Raw genomic sequence first — 16,714 nt, forward strand, 5'->3', positions numbered from 1 at the left:
CATGACCTTGCCGCTCATCCTTGCGTCTTCCAGCCCGTTCCGTCGAATGCTGATGGAAAATGCAGGACTTCATTTCCAGCCCGTCGCCGCCAATATTGACGAGCGCGCCATTGAGGCGCCGCTCGAGAAAAATGGCGCAAGCCCCGATGCTGTTGCCCTGGTACTGGCCAAGGCGAAAGCGAAGGAGGTAAGCGATCGTTTCCCGAACTCGCTCATTATCGGTTCGGATCAGACGATGTCGCTCGGCAATCAGGTCTTTCATAAGCCCAAGAGCATGGCGGACGCCGAAAATCATTTGAAGACGCTGTCGGGCAAGACCCATCGCCTGAACAGCGCGATGTCGCTCGCCCGCAACGGCGACATCATTTGGGAGCACGTGTCCCATGCCAATCTGACGATGCGCTCGCTATCATCGGATTTCATTCATCGGCATCTGAACCGTGTAGGCGAGAAGGCTTTGTCGAGCGTCGGCGCCTATCAACTCGAGGGGGAGGGCATCCAACTCTTCTCCAAAATCGACGGCGACTATTTCACGATCATCGGATTGCCGATGCTGCCGCTACTGGAAAAATTGCGCGAGTTGGGGACAATCGATGGATGATTCACGTGAAACACCGGGCGTAAACGCTTTCGTAACGGGTTATCCGGTCAAGCATTCGCGCTCGCCTCTGATCCATGGCTACTGGCTGCGCCAGCTCAGACTTGCCGGCAGCTATCGCGCTCATGAAGTCTCCGTTGAGGATTTTTCCTCTTTCATTGCCTCGTTGAAGGACGGCACGAGCGGCTTCGTCGGCGGCAATGTGACGATCCCTCATAAGGAAGCGGCATTCAAACTGGCGGATCGGCCGGACGAGCTTTCCAGGGAACTCGGCGCATCCAACACCCTGTGGCTTGAAAATGGTCTGCTCCACGCGACCAATACCGATGGCCGCGGTTTCACCGCAAATCTGGATGAGCGCCATCACGGATGGGACCGCAGTAATCGGGCCGTCATCCTAGGAGCAGGGGGTGCGAGCCGAGCCATCATCCAGGCCGTGCGCGATCGCGGCTTCAAGGAAATTCATGTGGTCAACCGTACGGTCGAACGTGCCAGAGAATTGGCTGATCGCTTCGGCGAACGCGTTCATGCTCATCCGATGGCAGCGCTTGGCGAGGTCATGCAGGGCGCCGGCCTGTTCATCAATACGACATCGCTTGGCATGGACGGCGAAGCGGCACCGCGGATCGACTTCTCGCCTCTTGTGCAAGGTGCCGTCGTTACCGACATTGTATATGTGCCGCTGAAAACGCCGCTTCTGGCACAAGCCGAGGAACAGGGCTTTGCCATTGTTGACGGGCTTGGCATGCTGCTGCATCAGGCCGTGCCCGGCTTCGAAAAGTGGTTCGGCAAGCGTCCAGCGGTTGATGAAACCTTGAGAGCTTTGATCATCGCTGACATGGAAAAGCACTAATGATCAGGATCGGGCTGACCGGATCGATCGGAATGGGAAAATCGACATCGGCAAAGATCTTTGCCGAGGCTGGAATCCCGGTGAACGATTCCGATGCGGTGGTGCACGATCTTTATAGCGGCGAAGCCGTTCCTCTCGTCGAGGCTGCTTTCCCCGGATCCACCAGCAACGGCAAAGTCGATCGGCAGGAGCTCAGTCGAAAGCTTGCGGGCGATCCCTCCGGCTTCAAACGATTGGAAGCCATCGTTCATCCGCTCGTGCGTGAGCGCGAAAACCAGTTTCTGGAGCGTCATCGTCAGGTCGGCGCTGATATGATCGTGCTCGATATTCCGTTGCTGTTCGAAACCGGCGCGGAAAAGCGGTTGGACAAGATCGTCGTCGTCAGCTGCGATCCACAGATTCAAAGAGAAAGAGTGCTTGCCCGGCCGGGCATGACGGAAGAAAAATTCAATATGATCCTTTCCCGCCAGACGCCGGATGCGGAAAAGCGGGCACGTGCCGACTACGTCATCGACACCGGTGGAAGCATCGACGCGGCACGCGAGCAGGTGAAGGAAATCATTGCGGATCTGCGGCGCAAGCAGCAGGGCGGAAACTAGGAAGGCGGAGCCTCGACATGCGCGAAATCATTTTCGATACGGAAACCACGGGCCTCGACAACAGGGCGGACCGTATCATCGAAATCGGCGGGATCGAGCTGATCAACCATTTCCCGACGGGCAAGACGCTACACCTCTTTATCAATCCGGGCGACCGCAAGGTGCATCCGGATGCGCTGGCCGTCCATGGCATCACCGATGAATCGCTGAAGGACAAGCCACCCTTCGAAGAGGTTGCCGACCAGATCCTGGAGTTCTTCGGCGATGCTAAGTGGATCGCCCATAACGCCACCTTCGACATGGGCTTCGTCAACGCCGAGTTCGCAAGACTGGGTCGCCCGCCGATCCTGCCGGATATGGTGATCGATACGCTCGCCATGGCTAGGCGCAAGCATCCAATGGGCCCGAACTCGCTGGATGCGCTCTGCCGTCGTTATGGCATCGATAATTCGCATCGCACGCAGCACGGCGCGCTGCTCGACTCCGAACTGCTGGCCGAAGTCTACATCGAGATGATCGGTGGCCGACAGACTGCGCTCGGCCTTGGCAGTGGAAATGGTTCGTCGGCGCGCTCGCGGCAGAACGACGATGCGGATGAGATCGTCGCCGATGTCTATGCAAGGCCCAATCCTCTGCCAAGCCGGCTGAGTGAGGAAGAGCAGGCAGCCCATGCCGCGTTGGTTGCCAAACTCGGTGAGAAGGGAATCTGGTCCAAGTATCGCACCTCCGAATAAGAGGCTGCATCTCAAAGCACCAAAAGAAAATGCCCGGATCGATGCCCGGGCATTTTCGTTTCCAGAATGGAAAATTCAGACTTAGTTCGGAACGGCCGAAACCTGAGCGCGGGCCTGTTCTTCGGCCATACGCTGCGTGAACATCTGCGCGAAATCGATCGGGTCGATCATCAGCGGCGGGAAGCCGCCATTGCGCGTGACGTCGGCAATGATCTGGCGGGCGAAGGGGAACAGCAGGCGCGGGCATTCGATGAAGAGCAGCGGCAGCATGTGCTCCTGCGGGAAGCCGGTAACGCGGAAGACGCCGCCATAGACCAGCTCGGTGTGAAAGAGCACGCGCTCGCCATCCTTGGCTTCGGCATTCAGCGTCAGCACGACGTCGAAATCTTCGTCCGACAGCGGATTGGCGTTCACATTGACATTGATGTTGATGTCCGGAGCGTTTTCCCGGGCCTGAAGCGAGCGCGGAGCACCCGGATTTTCGAAGGAAAGATCCTTGGTGTACTGAGCAAGGATGCTGAGGCTCGGGCTCGCTGCACCGTTGCCGTTGGTCTCGTTGGCCATGGGGGTGTCCTCTCACGTCTCGATGGGTGTCGCCATCTAGCATTTCGAATAGGGGCTTACAACCCTTATGCCCCGGCGCTTTCCGGCCGTCGCTCTAGTCTTCGAGCCGCTTCTGGTCCGACCATGGCGAGTTGCGCTTAGGCTCACGATGGAAATCGCTTTCGTCGAGATCGACCACCGTTCCCGCATCGCGCGGCCGTGCGTGCGGACCCGCGCCACTTCCCGGCCCGCCTGCCGGTCCGCGTCTAAAGGCGCGGGAATTGCCGACGATGACGATACGCTTGCGCAGCATCGTCCAGGCAAGATCGCGCACGGCCGGAATGAAAAGCAGAAGGCCGATGATGTCCGAGATGAAGCCGGGCAGCATCAGGAAAAAGGCAGCGACGACGATCATCGCGCCATGCACCATTTCGCGGCCGGGATCGCCGCCATTGCGGCTCTCGGCCGAAATGCGCTGCAGGATGCCGATGCCCTGAATCCTGAGCAGCATGGCGCCAAGCATCACGCTGAGGACCACGAGCCCCAATGTTGCCCAGACGCCGATCAGCTTTCCGACGACGATGAAGCCGGCGATTTCGGCCAGCGGCATCAGAAAAACGAAGATAGGAAGAAGTGATAGGCGCATGTTACGGTGGTCCTGATAGCGGGTTTATTCGCGTAAACGGCGGTTTCTCGCATATAATAAAGAAACTGGTCCGCTATTTGAATGATAGATCGATGCGGACTATATGGGGATTGATCTTTTAATTTTAACGGTGGTTCCGATACGAGATGGGTGCAAACGACTTTGTGACGATCTTTTTCCTGGTGGCGGCGGTACTGATCTTCTTTCAGTTGCGCAATGTCCTTGGCCGCCGCACGGGGAACGAGAAGCCGCCGCGCGATCTCTATGGCTCCGCCGACCCGGCAAGTGGCCCAGCCTCGCCGGACGCTGGCAAGGTGGTGACCCTGCCGCGCCGCGATGCGACCGAAGAGGAAGACCATTTTGCCGCCATCGATGCCTTTACGCCGGCCGGCACCCAGCTCAATGATTCGCTGCGTGAAGTCAGCAAGGCCGATTCTTCTTTCGATCCGAAGGAGTTCACCAACGGCGCGCGTATGGCTTACGAGATGATCGTCATGGCTTTCGCCGAAGGCGATCGCAAGTCCCTGAAGGGGCTTCTGTCGCGCGAAGTCTATGAGGGCTTCGACGCCGCCATCGCCGATCGCGAAGCCAAGGGCGAGAAGGTCAAGTCCACCTTCGTCGGTATCGACAAGGCCGATATCGTCACCGCCGACGTGAAGGCAACGGAAGCGCTTATTACGATGCGCATCGTCAGCCAGATGATCTCCGCAACCTACGACAAGACCGGCGCGTTGATCGACGGCGATGCCGAGGCCGTGGCGGAGGTCAGCGATCTCTGGACCTTTGCCCGCGACACGCGTTCCCGCGATCCCAACTGGAAACTTGTGGCGACCGAATCCGAACAATGACAAGTCCATCGCAGGAATTCAGGCTTGAGCCGGCAACCTTCGCTGATCTGAAGGGCTGGAAGGATGATGATCCTTCCAGCCTTTTTCGCGCCATGAGGGACTGTCGGACCCACATCCGCGATGTGAAGCCTTACCGCACGGGCGAGACCGGATTGACGGCCGACGATCTCCTGGCGCTTCTCGACGCCGCAGAGGGGAGAGAGCCGAGCTGCGCGGCCGAAGCCCGCGCATTCTTCGAGGAACATTGCCAGCCTTTCTTCATTCGTCGCGGCGATGGCGGCAGCGGTTTCGTGACGGCATTCTTCGAGCCGGAAATCGAAGTCTCGGCCACAGCGGATGAAACCTATCGCTATCCCTTCTATCGCCGGCCGGACGATCTGATCGACCTTGATGACAGCAACCGACCGTCCACCCTCGACCCCTCCTACATGTTCGGGCGCCTCAGCGATGGGGTGATCTCGGCCTATCCGGATCGCGGCGAGATCGATCGCGGCTACCTTGAAGGTAAGGGCTTGGAAATCGCCTGGGCCAAATCCAAGGTCGATATCTTCTTCGTGCACGTGCAGGGTGCGGCGCGCCTGCGTTATCCCGATGGAAGGCTTGGCCGCATCACCTATGCCGCCAAGGCTGGACACCCTTTCTCAGCCGTCGGACGATTGCTGATCGATCGCGGTTTGCTGGATCGTGCGACGATCTCCATGCAGACGATCCGCGATTGGCTTTATGCGCATCCGGAAGAAGTTGACGAAGTCCTGGCGCACAATCGGTCTTATATTTTCTTCCGCGAGGCCGATGTCAGCGATGAGGCTCTCGGCCCGATCGCGGCCGCAAAGGTGCCTTTGGTTGCCGGTCGCTCGCTGGCGGTGGACCGTCTGATCCATACCTTCGGCTTCCCATTCTTCATCCGTTCGGAAAGCCTGAAGCACCTTGATAATGGCAGGTCGTTTGCCCGGCTTATGCTGGCGCTCGACACCGGCTCCGCCATTGTCGGCCCGGCGCGCGGCGATATCTTCACCGGTTCGGGCTATGATGCCGGCGAGCTCGCCGGCATCGTGCGCGATGATGCCGATTTTTACATATTCATTCCAAAGGCGGCAGCGCGAAGGTTTGGCTGATGGCCCCGGAACGAAAGGATAAGGAGCGCAAACTCAGCACGGAGGATCGTATCCTCTGGGGCAGGGTCGCCAAGAGCGCCCGGCCCATGCCTGGTCGAATGGCCGACCTGGAGGCGTTCGAGGCAGCGCTGGCAGCGGAAGCGGAGAACGAGGAAAAGACCCGCGCCGCGAAGGCGGCAACAGCTCCGGCAGCCGTCGACACTCAAAATGCGCAGACATCGGCAAAGCAGCCTTCCGGCCAGCATCATCCGTTCGAACGTCCCGTAAAGCGCAAGATTGCCAAGGGCAGGCTCGCTCTGGAGGCGCGCATCGATCTTCACGGCCTGATCCAAAGCGAGGCGCATGGCATGCTTCTGGATTTCCTGCTGCGGGCCCACAGTCGCGGGCTGCGCCATGTGCTCGTCATAACAGGCAAAGGCAGCTCGATGGGCAGTGAAGGGGCGCTCAAGCGCGCCGTGCCGCTTTGGTTTTCCAAGCCCGAGTTTCGCTTCCTGATCTCGTCCTACGAGACGGCGGCTCAACACCATGGCGGCGACGGCGCACTTTACATTCGTCTCTCGCGCGGGAAAGGGGAGAAGCTTTGACTCCCTTCGGCGAAGCGGTACGTAAACTGAGATTGCGCAAGGGTGTGTCGCAGAAGCAGATGGCCGCGGCCCTGAATGTGACGCCGGCCTATCTATCCGCATTGGAGCATGGAAAGCGCGGCACACCGACCTTCGATCTGCTGCAACGCATCGCGGGCTACTTCAACATCATCTGGGACGAGGCCGAGGAACTGTTTCTGCTCGCTCGATTTTCCGACCCGCGCATCGTGGTCGATACATCAGGGCTTTCGGCCGAACACACGGCCTTCGTCAACCATCTGGCGGTCAAGATTCGCAACATTGACGCCGCAACGATCCAAGAGCTAGCCCGCGTTTTGGAAAATGGCGGAAAAACCGGCTGAAAAGCGCCTTAATCCCCTGCTTTATGCCGTATGTGGAGGCCTTCCGTTTGGAAGTTCGGGGTGAAACATCCTATATTCAGGGCAAGAAAAACCGCTGATTCGGCAGCGATCGGCGAGATTCTCTAAACACTGGAAAGACTTCAATAAATGACCGATATTTCCGAAAATGGCGGTAGCGCCGAATATGGCGCAGACAGCATCAAGGTTCTGAAGGGCCTCGATGCCGTGCGCAAGCGTCCCGGCATGTATATCGGTGATACGGACGATGGCTCGGGCCTGCACCACATGGTCTACGAAGTCGTCGACAACGCGATTGACGAAGCTTTGGCCGGCCATGCCGATATCGTCACTGTTACTCTTAATCCGGACGGCTCGGTAACGGTCACCGACAACGGCCGTGGCATCCCGACGGATATCCACACCGGCGAAGGCGTCTCCGCTGCCGAAGTCATCATGACCCAGCTGCATGCCGGCGGCAAATTCGACCAGAATTCCTACAAGGTTTCGGGCGGTCTGCATGGTGTCGGCGTTTCCGTCGTGAACGCGCTGTCCGTCTGGTTGAAGCTGAAGATTCGCCGCCAGGGCAAGATTCATGAAATGAGCTTCACCCACGGCGTTGCCGATGCGCCGCTGAAGGAAACAGGTGATTCCGGCAACTTGACCGGCACCGAAGTGAGCTTCATGCCGAGCTCCGAAACCTTCACCATGATTGAGTTCGACTACGGTACGCTTGAGCATCGCCTGCGCGAGCTGGCCTTCCTGAATTCCGGCGTCCGCATCCTTCTGACCGACAAGCGGCATTCCGACGTCAAGCAGGAAGAGATGCTCTATGACGGCGGTCTGGAAGCCTTCGTCGCCTATCTCGATCGCGCTAAGAAGCCGCTGGTTCAGAAACCTGTGTCGATCCGCAGCGAAAAGGACGGCATCACGGTCGAAGTGGCGATGTGGTGGAACGATAGCTATCACGAAAACGTCCTCTGCTTCACCAACAACATCCCGCAGCGCGACGGCGGCACGCATATGGCCGGCTTCCGTGCTGCCTTAACGCGCCAGATCACCTCCTATGCCGACACGTCCGGCATCACCAAGAAGGAGAAGGTGACGCTGACGGGCGACGACTGCCGCGAAGGTCTGACGGCTGTGCTGTCGGTCAAGGTTCCCGACCCGAAGTTCTCGTCGCAGACTAAGGACAAGCTGGTTTCTTCCGAGGTTCGCCCGGTCGTGGAAAGCCTGGTCAACGAAGCCCTTAGCACCTGGCTCGAAGAGCATCCCTCCGAAGCCAAGGTTCTGGTCGGCAAGGTCGTCGAAGCTGCGGCCGCCCGCGAAGCAGCCCGCAGGGCGCGTGAACTGACCCGTCGCAAGGGTGCGCTCGATATCGCATCGCTGCCCGGCAAGCTTGCCGATTGCTCGGAGCGCGATCCTGCCAAGTCTGAAGTCTTCCTCGTCGAGGGTGACTCGGCAGGCGGCTCGGCCAAGCAGGGCCGCTCACGCGAAAACCAGGCCATTCTGCCGCTGCGCGGTAAGATCCTGAACGTCGAGCGCGCTCGTTTCGACAAGATGCTGTCGAGCCAGGAAATCGGCACGCTGATAACAGCGCTCGGCACCGGCATCGGCAAGGACGAATTCAACGCCGACAAGCTGCGCTACCACAAGATCATCATCATGACGGACGCAGACGTCGACGGCGCTCATATCCGTACGCTGCTGCTCACCTTCTTCTTCCGCCAGATGCCTGATCTCATCGAGCGCGGCCATCTCTATATCGCCCAGCCGCCACTCTATAAGGTGACGCGCGGCAAGTCGGTTCAGTATCTGAAGGACGAGAAGGCGCTGGAAGAATATCTGATCGGGCAGGGCCTCGACGATGCGAGCCTGCGGCTCGGCGGCGGCGAAGTCCGCGCCGGCCAGGATCTGCGCGAGGTTATCTCGGATGCACTGCGCCTGCGCACGCTGATCGATAATCTGCACTCGCGCTACAATCGCGATGTCGTCGAGCAGGCGGCGATTGCCGGCGCGCTCAATGCTGAACTGGTCAGCGACCAGGCGCGGGCGACGGTTCTTGCGAACGACGTCGCCAAGCGGCTCGACCTTATTGCCGAGGAAACCGAGCGCGGCTGGAACGGCATCGTCACGGGCGAGGGTGGTTTGCGCTTCGAGCGCATGGTGCGCGGCGTCAAGGAAGTCATTCTTCTCGACATGGCGTTGATCGGTTCGCAGGACGCGCGCCTCATTGACCAGCTCGGCGCCCGGCTTAAAGAGACCTACATTGTGCCGCCGAAGCTTGTACGCCGTGATGGCGAGACCGAGATTTCCGGACCGCGCAAGCTGCTGGAAACGATCTTCACCGCCGGCCGCAAGGGTCTCACCATGCAGCGCTACAAGGGTCTCGGCGAAATGAATGCCGAACAGCTCTGGGAAACGACGCTTGATCCGAACGTCCGCACGCTGCTGCAGGTGAGGGTCAACGATGCTACGGATGCCGACGGCCTGTTTGCCCGCCTTATGGGTGACGAGGTCGAGCCCCGGCGCGAATTCATTCAGGACAACGCCCTGAACGTCGCCAACCTCGACATCTGATCTCAGCGCCTGCAGGAAAAGCGCCGCAGCGGCCTTCCACGCGAAATTGTCAAAAAGAAAAAGGCCCGCCTGGATGGACCAGGCGGGCCTTTTCCGTTCGTATCAATTACTTGGCGATGAAGGTGCCATTGAAGGCGACGTCCGAAAGCGGCTTGCGCTGGCTCGGAACTTCACGCTCGCGCAGCTTTTCCGGAAGCTGGTTCTTGTCGCCGATCTTGCCGATAGCGACGGCGGCCTCGACGCGGAAGCCGTCCGGAATGCCGAGAACTTCGTAGGACTTTTCGACATGGAAGCCGGTCATCCCGTGTGCTTCGTAGCCGGCTAGGTGTGCCTGAACCGCCAGGAAGCCCCAGGCTGCACCTGCGTCGAAGGAGTGGCTGTAGCTGGGTTTCTGTTCGTCGGAGCCAAGCTCGCCGCTATGGGTGCGGGAAATGACGAAAAGCAGCGCGGCCGCGGACTTCACCCAACCCTGGTTGAATTCGATCAGAACGCTCAGGAATTTGTCCCAGTTTTCCGAGCCGCGCAGGGCATAAAGGAAGCGCCAGGGCTGAAGGTTCGAGGCGGACGGTGCCCAGTGGGCGGCTTCGAGGATGGTCAGCAGGTCGGCTTCCGGCATGGGTTCGTTGGAATAGGCGCGCGGCGACCAGCGGTCCAGGAAAAGCTTGTCGATCGGATATTGGGATTCGCGGCTGTTGCTTGATGTCATCGGGGCTTCTTTCGTCAAAGTGAACCGGTTGTGGGTCTTGGGAGTTGGGTGGAAATTTGGAGCAATTCCAGGAAAAGTGCGAAGCGGTTTTCCGTTCGGAATGCGTAAGAGCAAAAGATAGAGCGCTTTTGCGATTCCAAGAAAAGCGGAAACGCTCTATGCGGCGCTTGCGTCTGCGATCCACACGAAGTCGAGCTCCTCGCGAAAAGCAAAGCGCTTGAGATGATCGGCCACGACATTCTGCATGCGCTCGAGATCTTCGGATTTTTCGACGTTCAACGTCAGCACCAGGTTGGTCGCATCTGCCGCCAACTCGAGAGATGTCTCCGGGCTGAACGGCACCTTGCCGGCGGTCTCGTTGAATTCCACCTCAAATTTGTGGCTCCAGTGCTTGCAGAGTTGCTGCAGATAGCGGCTGGCATGATCGGTCCGGACCGTGGAAACGGATTTCGCCATAGGATGCTCCAGTGAACTTGATCAAAAGTTGCAGGTTTTCATACATAGCCGCATCTGCTTGCGCCAGGTAGACAGTCTGTTTCAAGTTTGCGTTATTCCAGTGAAATTCTGTTCCGCTATGCTGTGGCTCAACAAGGAACGCGCGCGCGGAGACTGAGCTTTGCTGGTAAACGGAAAATGGACGGAAGATTGGCAGCCGGTCCAGGCCAAGGATGAAAAGGGCGGCTTCGTCCGCCAGACCTCGAGCTTTCGCAATTGGGTCACGCCCGATGGCCGGGCTGGCCCGACGGGCGAGGGTGGTTTCAAGGCGGAAGCCGGCCGCTATCACCTTTATGTCGCGTTGATCTGCCCCTGGGCATCGCGCACGCTGATTGGGCGCAGGCTGAAGGGCCTGGAAGAGGTCATTTCCGTTTCCGTCGTTGAACCCGTGCTCTCCAAACAGGGCTGGCGTTTCGGTGACTATCCCGGCGCCACGAATGACGTCGTCAATGGCGCCACCTACATGCACGAGATTTACACCAAGGCCGATCCTGCCTTCAACGGCCGCGCCACCGTGCCCGTCCTTTGGGACAAGAAGACCGGCACGATCGTCAACAACGAGTCATCCGATATTCTGCGGATGCTGAATGACGGCTTCGGCGATCTCGCCCGTCAGGATATCGATCTTTACCCGGCATCCAAACGAGCGCACATCGACAGCTTCAACGCCCGGATCTATCCCGCCCTCAACAACGGTGTCTATCGCGCCGGCTTTGCCACAACACAGATTGCCTATAAGGAAGCCTTCAACGAGGTGTTCGACTGTCTCGATCGCGTCGAGGCGGAGCTGGAAGGCAGGGATTTCCTTTTTGCCAACCATCCCACCGAAAGCGATATCAGGCTGTTCGTCACCCTCGTCCGCTTCGACGTCGCCTATCACGGCCTGTTCAAGTGCAATCTCCGCCGGCTCTCGGACTATGCCAATCTTCAATCTTTCTGCCGTCGCATGCTGGATTGGCCGGGTATTTCTGAGACGGTCAATTTCGATCACATCAAGCGCGGATATTACTCGATAGCGACGCTCAATCCGAGCGGTATCGTGCCGCTTGGGCCTGCTCTCGGCGAGCTCTTCTGATACTCGACCCTATGCCAAAACCGGTCTAAGGTCCGCCTCAATCGATAAAGCGGGGAGGACCGTCATGAATTGGGAAGAGTTCCGGCAATGGTCTGAGAAGGCGGCAAACTGGGGCGCGGACTATCGCGCCTCGCTTCGCGACAGGCCGGTACGGGCGAAGATGGCGCCGGGCGAAATATCGGCGCATATTGCTGATTCTCCACCGATAACAGGCGAAGCCATGGAGGATATCTTCAAGGATTTTGAGGATATCCTCGTCCCTGGGATGACCCATTGGCAGCATCCGCGCTTCTTTGCTTATTTCCCTGCCAATGCAGCTCCGGTCTCAGTGGTCGCCGAATATCTGGTCAGCGCCATCGCCGCCCAATGCATGCTCTGGCAGACATCGCCCTCCGCCACCGAGCTTGAAACGAAGGTGGTCGATTGGCTACGCCAGGCTCTCGGCTTGCCGGAAAGCTTCACCGGCGTCATACAGGATTCTGCGTCGACGGCAACTCTTGCAGCCGTGCTTGTCATGCGCGAGAGAGCGCTTGACTGGCAGGGAAACAGCTGTGGCCTCGCGGCCAACAAGACCGTGCGCATCTATTCCACCGATCAGGTTCACACCTCGATCGATCGCGCCATTTGGATTGCCGGCGTCGGCGCTGAAAATCTGGTCCGCATTCCCTCCGGCGGCCCGAACAAATCAATGGATCCGCAGGCGCTTGCCGCCGCGATAGAGCGGGACCGCGCCGCCGGTCTGCTGCCCGCCGGCGTCATCGCCTGCGTCGGCGGCACCAGCGTCGGTGCCTGCGATGATATCGCTGCCGTCGTCGATGTTGCCCATGCAAACGGCCTTTATGTGCATGTGGATGCCGCCTGGGCCGGCTCCGCGATGATTTGCCCGGAATTCCGTGATCTGTGGCGGGGTGTCGAGCGGGCCGATTCCGTCGTCTTCAACCCGCATAAGTGGCTCGGCGCGCAGTTCGATTGCTCCGTCCAGTTCGTCCGCGAACCGGATGCCCTGGTAAGGACCCTGGCGATCCAGCCGGAATATCTGCGCACGCATGGTCACGACGGCATCATCAACTATTCGGAATGGTCCGTGCCACTCGGCCGCCGTTTCCGTGCGCTCAAACTCTGGTTCCTGCTGCGCTATCATGGTCTGGAAGGGCTGCGGACGATGATCCGCAATCACGTCACCTGGTCGCAGAATCTGGCTAAGCGCCTCGCTGAGGAACCGGATTTCGAGATCGTCACCCAGCCATTCCTGTCGCTGTTCTCCTTCGATCACAAGGCGCCTGCGGGCGTCGCGCAGGAGGAGCATACCCAGCGCCTGATAACGGCAATCAACAATGACGGCCGGATCTATCTGACACAGACCCGCGTCGACAGCCGTCTCGTCATTCGTTTCCAGGCAGGTCAGTTCGAGGCGACGGCCGATGACATCGACACGGCTTTCAACGTCATCCTTGAAATCGCCAGATCGTTGCCTGCCTCCTGAAGCATGTCGTGCAAAAGTGTGCAGCGGTTTTGCGGTAACGACATGCGTAAAATCAAAAAGCTAAAGCGCACGAAGTGATTCTTAGAGATCGCGACGCGCTTTAGAGAAACCGTTGTTACGGCGCGGGAAAGCCGGACATGCTATGCTCTTCGAAATCGATTGGTGACACTGGTGAATAATTCGTTCATATGTGGCGCCATCAATCTTGGCTTTGAAAGCAATCTCGTCTTTGAAAATGCAGGGAAGGAAAATCCATGAAACTGTTGCGTGTTGGCGAAGTCGGCAAGGAAAAGCCGGCGCTTCTCGATAGCGATGGCAAAATCCGCGATCTCTCCGCTCATGTCGCAGATATCGGCGGCGAGGTTATCTCGCCTGCCGGTCTCGCGAAGATCGCAGCCCTCGATCCGAAGAGCCTGCCGGAGCTGCCGGAAGGCCGTCTCGGGGCTTGCGTTGCCGGCACCGGCAAGTTCATCTGCATCGGCCTGAATTTCTCCGACCACGCCGCCGAAACCGGCGCCACCGTGCCGCCGGAGCCGATCATCTTCATGAAGGCAAGCTCCGCTATCGTCGGCCCGAACGACAACGTGCTGATCCCGCGCGGCTCTGAAAAGACCGACTGGGAAGTCGAACTCGGCGTCGTCATCGGCAAGACGGCAAAATATGTGAGCGAAGCCGACGCGCTTGACTATGTCGCCGGTTACTGCGTCTCGCATGATGTTTCCGAGCGCGCCTTCCAAACCGAGCGCTCGGGACAGTGGACCAAGGGCAAGTCCTGCGACACTTTCGGCCCGATCGGCCCCTGGCTCGTCACCAAGGACGAAATCGCAGATCCGCAGAACCTCGGCATGTGGCTGAAGGTCAACGGCAAGACGATGCAGAACGGCTCGACCAAGACCATGGTCTATGGCGTTGCCTTCCTCGTCTCTTACCTCAGCCAGTTCATGTCGCTGCATCCCGGCGATGTCATCTCCACCGGCACGCCTCCTGGCGTCGGTATGGGCATGAAGCCGCCGCAGTATCTGAAGCCGGGCGATGTCGTTGAGCTTGGCATGGAAGGCCTCGGCACCCAGAAGCAAACGTTCCTCGCTGACGCCTAAGACGTGCAGGCTTAGGGACTTTAACGTTTTGAGATCAATGTTGATGCCGGAGAGCGATTCTCCGGCATTTTTTATCGCAAGAACCGGCGGCGGTTATGTTGCTCTGCAGCAAAAAGCTGTTAGGCTGGATAGTAAGAGCTTAAAGGATGAGGATTGCGCCCGAGGAGCCGCGATCATCCTGCTGTACGGCGCGACCGGAGGAGCGCCTCAGCAAAGGCAAGCGACACGCAAGGCGCGTGCGTTTTATTGATCAGGTGATTTGCGAGGCTGCTGGTGCCCGCATCACGAAAGGTAAAGCCCCCATGTTTTATCAGTTTTACGAACTCAATCACGCGGCTCTCGCGCCTTTTCGCGTTGCGGCCGATATGATGCGCCTGGCCTATGCCAATCCTCTCAATCCTCTCTCGCACACGGCCTTTGGCCGTACGCTGACGGCAAGCCTAGAGGTCTTCGAGCGCACCACTCGGCGCTATGGCAAGCCGGAATTCGGGCTGCATGAGACTGTGATCGACGGCAAGCCGGTGTCCGTGTACGAAAAGATCGTCTGGAAGAAGCCCTTCTGCAATCTCATCCGTTTCGAGCGCAGCATGCCGGCCGGACATGCCGCCGATCCGCGTATCCTGATCGTCGCGCCGATGTCGGGTCATTACGCCACGCTGCTGCGCGGCACGGTGGAAGCTCTGCTCCCGGGCGCTGACGTCTACATCACCGATTGGATCGATGCCCGCATGGTGCCGATGACGGAAGGCACCTTCGATCTGGAAGACTATATCGATTACGTCATCGAGATGCTGCACCACCTTGGGCCGGACACACATGTCGTTGCCGTCTGCCAGCCGTCCGTGCCGGTCCTGGCGGCCGCTGCCGTCATGGAAGCGGCAGGCGATCGCCTGGCGCCCTCGTCGATGACCTTGATGGGCGGTCCGATCGATACCCGCATCAATCCGACTGCCGTCAACCAGCTCGCCAAGGACAAGCCGCTGGAATGGTTTGCCGACAATGTCGTCATGAATGTGCCCTGGCCGCAGCCGGGCTTTATGCGTCCGGTCTATCCCGGCTTCCTGCAGCTTTCCGGCTTCATGTCGATGAACCTCGACCGGCACATGATCGCGCACAAGGATTTCTTCGTGCATCTCGTCAAGAATGACGGCGAGCCGGCCGAAAAGCATCGCGATTTCTACGATGAATATCTGGCCGTGATGGACCTTACGGCGGAATTCTATCTGCAGACGGTCGATCAGGTCTTCATCAAGCATGCGCTGCCCAAGGGCGAGCTCATGCATCGCGGCCAGCGCGTCGATCCCTCCGCCATCCGCAATATCGCGCTTTTGACCGTCGAAGGCGAAAACGACGATATTTCCGGTGTCGGCCAGACGCATGCGGCGCAGACCATCTGCACCAATATCCCCGATCATATGCGCATGCACTATCTGCAGCCAGATGTCGGCCATTACGGTGTCTTCAACGGCTCGCGTTTCCGCCGCGAGATCGCGCCGCGTATCCTGGCCTTCACGCGCGAACATGCCCGCACCGGTCGCCCGGTCGTCAAGCGTGTCATCAAGGGCGGGAAATCGGCATAAATATCAATAAAATCAGATAGATGAATTGATTTCGGGCTGGCTGCAACTTGCAGCCATGTCGGAACAGCAAACTATTAGCTTTTGTTGAATTATTCCGCCGGATTCAAACACTTGTCGGATTCCGTCAGGCGATCCCATTGAAGCCTCACGAAGAGGTTACCATCTCGATTCCAGCGGTACCGCAGAGATCGGGCCGTTTACCGCGCCGCGCGTCCTTGGAACGCGCTGAGATGCAGGTAGAGCTTTAAAAACCGCGCAGAAACCTTTCCATCGGTCGGTATCGGTCGGAGGGCAATGCGTCGTGCGAGGATACCTGACAATGAACCAATCTGCATTGCTTCGCCCGGATTGGACTCCGGCTACTATTGCCCTGATGGTACTAGGCTTCGTGGTCTTCTGGCCGCTCGGCCTCGCCATGCTCGCCTATATTCTCTTCGGGGAACGTTTGCGGGAATTCAAACGGGATGTAAACGAAAGGACCGACGGCATGTTTGGTGGCTGCGGACGCTATCGCAATCGTCATCGCCATTCCTTCTCCTCGACCGGCAACGTCGCCTTCGACGACTGGCGCCGGGCAGAGCTTGAGCGCCTCGAGCAGGAACGCCGCAAGCTGGATGAAATGCGCGCCGAGTTCGACGCCTATGCTCGCGAACTGCGCCGCGCCAAGGATCAGGAAGAGTTTGACCGTTTCATGCGCGAACGCAACAGCGTCAAGCGCCATGACAATGGCGGCTCGCCGACCGAATTCCAGACCCCGTGACGGGCTGTGAGAGCGGCCGCATCATAGAGTCGAAACCGGCATCATCGGGTGCCGGTTTT

The 16,714-nt window shown here is 58.9% G+C and carries 18 protein-coding genes; 14 read left to right on the forward strand and 4 right to left on the reverse strand.

Features of this window, described 5'->3' with window-relative positions; genetic code table 11:
- Position 1: 1 nt before the first annotated feature.
- Genes GGD46_RS14415 through dnaQ form a run of 4 tightly spaced genes read left to right on the forward strand, consistent with a single transcriptional unit; the run spans position 2 to position 2,784 of the window.
- Positions 2-601, forward strand: coding sequence for a Maf-like protein (locus GGD46_RS14415; RefSeq protein ID WP_184704918.1), 600 nt, complete (start codon positions 2-4; stop codon positions 599-601).
- Complete coding sequence (locus GGD46_RS14420; RefSeq protein WP_184704920.1) at positions 594-1,451, forward strand: shikimate dehydrogenase; 858 nt, start codon at positions 594-596, stop codon at positions 1,449-1,451. Before GGD46_RS14415 ends, GGD46_RS14420 begins: the two co-directional genes overlap by 8 nt.
- Positions 1,451-2,050: a dephospho-CoA kinase gene (coaE, locus tag GGD46_RS14425; protein WP_184704921.1), complete on the forward strand. Its 600-nt coding sequence runs from the start codon at positions 1,451-1,453 to the stop codon at positions 2,048-2,050. The genes GGD46_RS14420 and coaE overlap by 1 nt, the downstream gene beginning before the upstream one ends.
- A gap of 17 nt (positions 2,051-2,067) precedes the next feature.
- The gene (gene dnaQ, locus GGD46_RS14430; protein ID WP_184704923.1) at positions 2,068-2,784 is read left to right on the forward strand and encodes a DNA polymerase III subunit epsilon; all 717 of its coding nucleotides are present in this window, start codon (positions 2,068-2,070) and stop codon (positions 2,782-2,784) included.
- Positions 2,785-2,865: 81 nt separating this feature from the next.
- On the opposite strand, the gene secB is transcribed toward dnaQ, so the two are convergent.
- Both secB and GGD46_RS14440 read right to left on the reverse strand, forming a co-directional pair.
- Entirely contained in the window at positions 2,866-3,348 is a 483-nt protein-coding gene (secB, locus tag GGD46_RS14435) for a protein-export chaperone SecB (RefSeq protein WP_112339883.1), read from the reverse strand.
- Between the two features lie 94 nt (positions 3,349-3,442).
- Positions 3,443-3,973 (reverse strand): FxsA family protein, encoded by a 531-nt coding sequence (locus GGD46_RS14440; RefSeq protein ID WP_184704925.1) that lies wholly within the window; start codon positions 3,971-3,973, stop codon positions 3,443-3,445.
- A gap of 146 nt (positions 3,974-4,119) precedes the next feature.
- Here GGD46_RS14440 and GGD46_RS14445 point away from each other — a divergent pair, with 146 nt between their 5' ends.
- The 5 genes from GGD46_RS14445 to gyrB all read left to right on the forward strand — a co-directional run bounded on the left by GGD46_RS14445 (position 4,120) and on the right by gyrB (position 9,459).
- Positions 4,120-4,821 carry a Tim44/TimA family putative adaptor protein gene (locus GGD46_RS14445; RefSeq protein ID WP_184704927.1) on the forward strand — a complete coding sequence of 234 codons (702 nt, stop codon included), beginning with the start codon at positions 4,120-4,122 and terminating at the stop codon, positions 4,819-4,821.
- Entirely contained in the window at positions 4,818-5,936 is a 1,119-nt protein-coding gene (locus GGD46_RS14450; protein WP_184704929.1) for a murein transglycosylase A, read from the forward strand. The genes GGD46_RS14445 and GGD46_RS14450 overlap by 4 nt, the downstream gene beginning before the upstream one ends.
- A complete protein-coding gene (locus tag GGD46_RS14455) occupies positions 5,936-6,520 on the forward strand; it encodes a Smr/MutS family protein (protein WP_184704931.1) in 585 nt (194 codons plus the stop codon). The genes GGD46_RS14450 and GGD46_RS14455 overlap by 1 nt, the downstream gene beginning before the upstream one ends.
- On the forward strand, positions 6,517-6,882 hold the full coding sequence (locus GGD46_RS14460; protein ID WP_184704933.1) for a helix-turn-helix domain-containing protein: 366 nt from the start codon (positions 6,517-6,519) through the stop codon (positions 6,880-6,882). Before GGD46_RS14455 ends, GGD46_RS14460 begins: the two co-directional genes overlap by 4 nt.
- Before the next feature lie 147 nt (positions 6,883-7,029).
- Complete coding sequence (gene gyrB / locus GGD46_RS14465; RefSeq protein ID WP_184704935.1) at positions 7,030-9,459, forward strand: DNA topoisomerase (ATP-hydrolyzing) subunit B; 2,430 nt, start codon at positions 7,030-7,032, stop codon at positions 9,457-9,459.
- A 106-nt stretch (positions 9,460-9,565) separates the two neighbouring features.
- On the opposite strand, the gene GGD46_RS14470 is transcribed toward gyrB, so the two are convergent.
- Positions 9,566-10,165, reverse strand: coding sequence for a nitroreductase family protein (locus GGD46_RS14470; RefSeq protein WP_184704937.1), 600 nt, complete (start codon positions 10,163-10,165; stop codon positions 9,566-9,568).
- A gap of 156 nt (positions 10,166-10,321) precedes the next feature.
- Positions 10,322-10,621 carry a DUF2218 domain-containing protein gene (locus GGD46_RS14475; protein ID WP_184704939.1) on the reverse strand — a complete coding sequence of 100 codons (300 nt, stop codon included), beginning with the start codon at positions 10,619-10,621 and terminating at the stop codon, positions 10,322-10,324.
- Positions 10,622-10,781: 160 nt separating this feature from the next.
- On the opposite strand from GGD46_RS14475, the gene GGD46_RS14480 reads away from it, so the two are divergent.
- The 5 genes from GGD46_RS14480 (at position 10,782) to GGD46_RS14500 (ending at position 16,655) form a co-directional block, all read left to right on the forward strand.
- Positions 10,782-11,735 carry a glutathione S-transferase family protein gene (locus GGD46_RS14480; RefSeq protein ID WP_184704941.1) on the forward strand — a complete coding sequence of 318 codons (954 nt, stop codon included), beginning with the start codon at positions 10,782-10,784 and terminating at the stop codon, positions 11,733-11,735.
- Between the two features lie 64 nt (positions 11,736-11,799).
- Entirely contained in the window at positions 11,800-13,218 is a 1,419-nt protein-coding gene (locus GGD46_RS14485; protein ID WP_184704943.1) for a pyridoxal phosphate-dependent decarboxylase family protein, read from the forward strand.
- 254 nt (positions 13,219-13,472) lie between these two features.
- Positions 13,473-14,315, forward strand: a complete 843-nt coding sequence (locus GGD46_RS14490) for a fumarylacetoacetate hydrolase family protein (RefSeq protein WP_184704945.1) — start codon at positions 13,473-13,475, stop codon at positions 14,313-14,315.
- A gap of 302 nt (positions 14,316-14,617) precedes the next feature.
- A complete protein-coding gene (locus tag GGD46_RS14495) occupies positions 14,618-15,895 on the forward strand; it encodes a polyhydroxyalkanoate depolymerase (RefSeq protein WP_184704946.1) in 1,278 nt (425 codons plus the stop codon).
- Between the two features lie 319 nt (positions 15,896-16,214).
- Positions 16,215-16,655: a DUF2852 domain-containing protein gene (locus GGD46_RS14500; RefSeq protein WP_184704948.1), complete on the forward strand. Its 441-nt coding sequence runs from the start codon at positions 16,215-16,217 to the stop codon at positions 16,653-16,655.
- Positions 16,656-16,714 lie beyond the last annotated feature (59 nt).

It is taken from the genome of Martinezella lusitana (genome assembly GCF_014207095.1).
Classification (GTDB): domain Bacteria; phylum Pseudomonadota; class Alphaproteobacteria; order Rhizobiales; family Rhizobiaceae; genus Rhizobium; species Rhizobium lusitanum_B.

What these genes read in the sequence shown, in the direction of transcription:
- GGD46_RS14415 (WP_184704918.1), top strand. Translation starts at nt 2, where the DNA reads ATGACCTTGCCGCTCATCCTTGCGTCTTCCAGCCCGTTCCGTCGAATG.
- GGD46_RS14420 (WP_184704920.1), top strand. Translation starts at nt 594, where the DNA reads ATGGATGATTCACGTGAAACACCGGGCGTAAACGCTTTCGTAACGGGT.
- coaE (WP_184704921.1), top strand. Translation starts at nt 1,451, where the DNA reads ATGATCAGGATCGGGCTGACCGGATCGATCGGAATGGGAAAATCGACA.
- dnaQ (WP_184704923.1), top strand. Translation starts at nt 2,068, where the DNA reads ATGCGCGAAATCATTTTCGATACGGAAACCACGGGCCTCGACAACAGG.
- secB (WP_112339883.1), bottom strand. Translation starts at nt 3,348, where the DNA reads ATGGCCAACGAGACCAACGGCAACGGTGCAGCGAGCCCGAGCCTCAGC.
- GGD46_RS14440 (WP_184704925.1), bottom strand. Translation starts at nt 3,973, where the DNA reads ATGCGCCTATCACTTCTTCCTATCTTCGTTTTTCTGATGCCGCTGGCC.
- GGD46_RS14445 (WP_184704927.1), top strand. Translation starts at nt 4,120, where the DNA reads ATGGGTGCAAACGACTTTGTGACGATCTTTTTCCTGGTGGCGGCGGTA.
- GGD46_RS14450 (WP_184704929.1), top strand. Translation starts at nt 4,818, where the DNA reads ATGACAAGTCCATCGCAGGAATTCAGGCTTGAGCCGGCAACCTTCGCT.
- GGD46_RS14455 (WP_184704931.1), top strand. Translation starts at nt 5,936, where the DNA reads ATGGCCCCGGAACGAAAGGATAAGGAGCGCAAACTCAGCACGGAGGAT.
- gyrB (WP_184704935.1), top strand. Translation starts at nt 7,030, where the DNA reads ATGACCGATATTTCCGAAAATGGCGGTAGCGCCGAATATGGCGCAGAC.
- GGD46_RS14470 (WP_184704937.1), bottom strand. Translation starts at nt 10,165, where the DNA reads ATGACATCAAGCAACAGCCGCGAATCCCAATATCCGATCGACAAGCTT.
- GGD46_RS14475 (WP_184704939.1), bottom strand. Translation starts at nt 10,621, where the DNA reads ATGGCGAAATCCGTTTCCACGGTCCGGACCGATCATGCCAGCCGCTAT.
- GGD46_RS14485 (WP_184704943.1), top strand. Translation starts at nt 11,800, where the DNA reads ATGAATTGGGAAGAGTTCCGGCAATGGTCTGAGAAGGCGGCAAACTGG.
- GGD46_RS14490 (WP_184704945.1), top strand. Translation starts at nt 13,473, where the DNA reads ATGAAACTGTTGCGTGTTGGCGAAGTCGGCAAGGAAAAGCCGGCGCTT.
- GGD46_RS14495 (WP_184704946.1), top strand. Translation starts at nt 14,618, where the DNA reads ATGTTTTATCAGTTTTACGAACTCAATCACGCGGCTCTCGCGCCTTTT.
- GGD46_RS14500 (WP_184704948.1), top strand. Translation starts at nt 16,215, where the DNA reads ATGAACCAATCTGCATTGCTTCGCCCGGATTGGACTCCGGCTACTATT.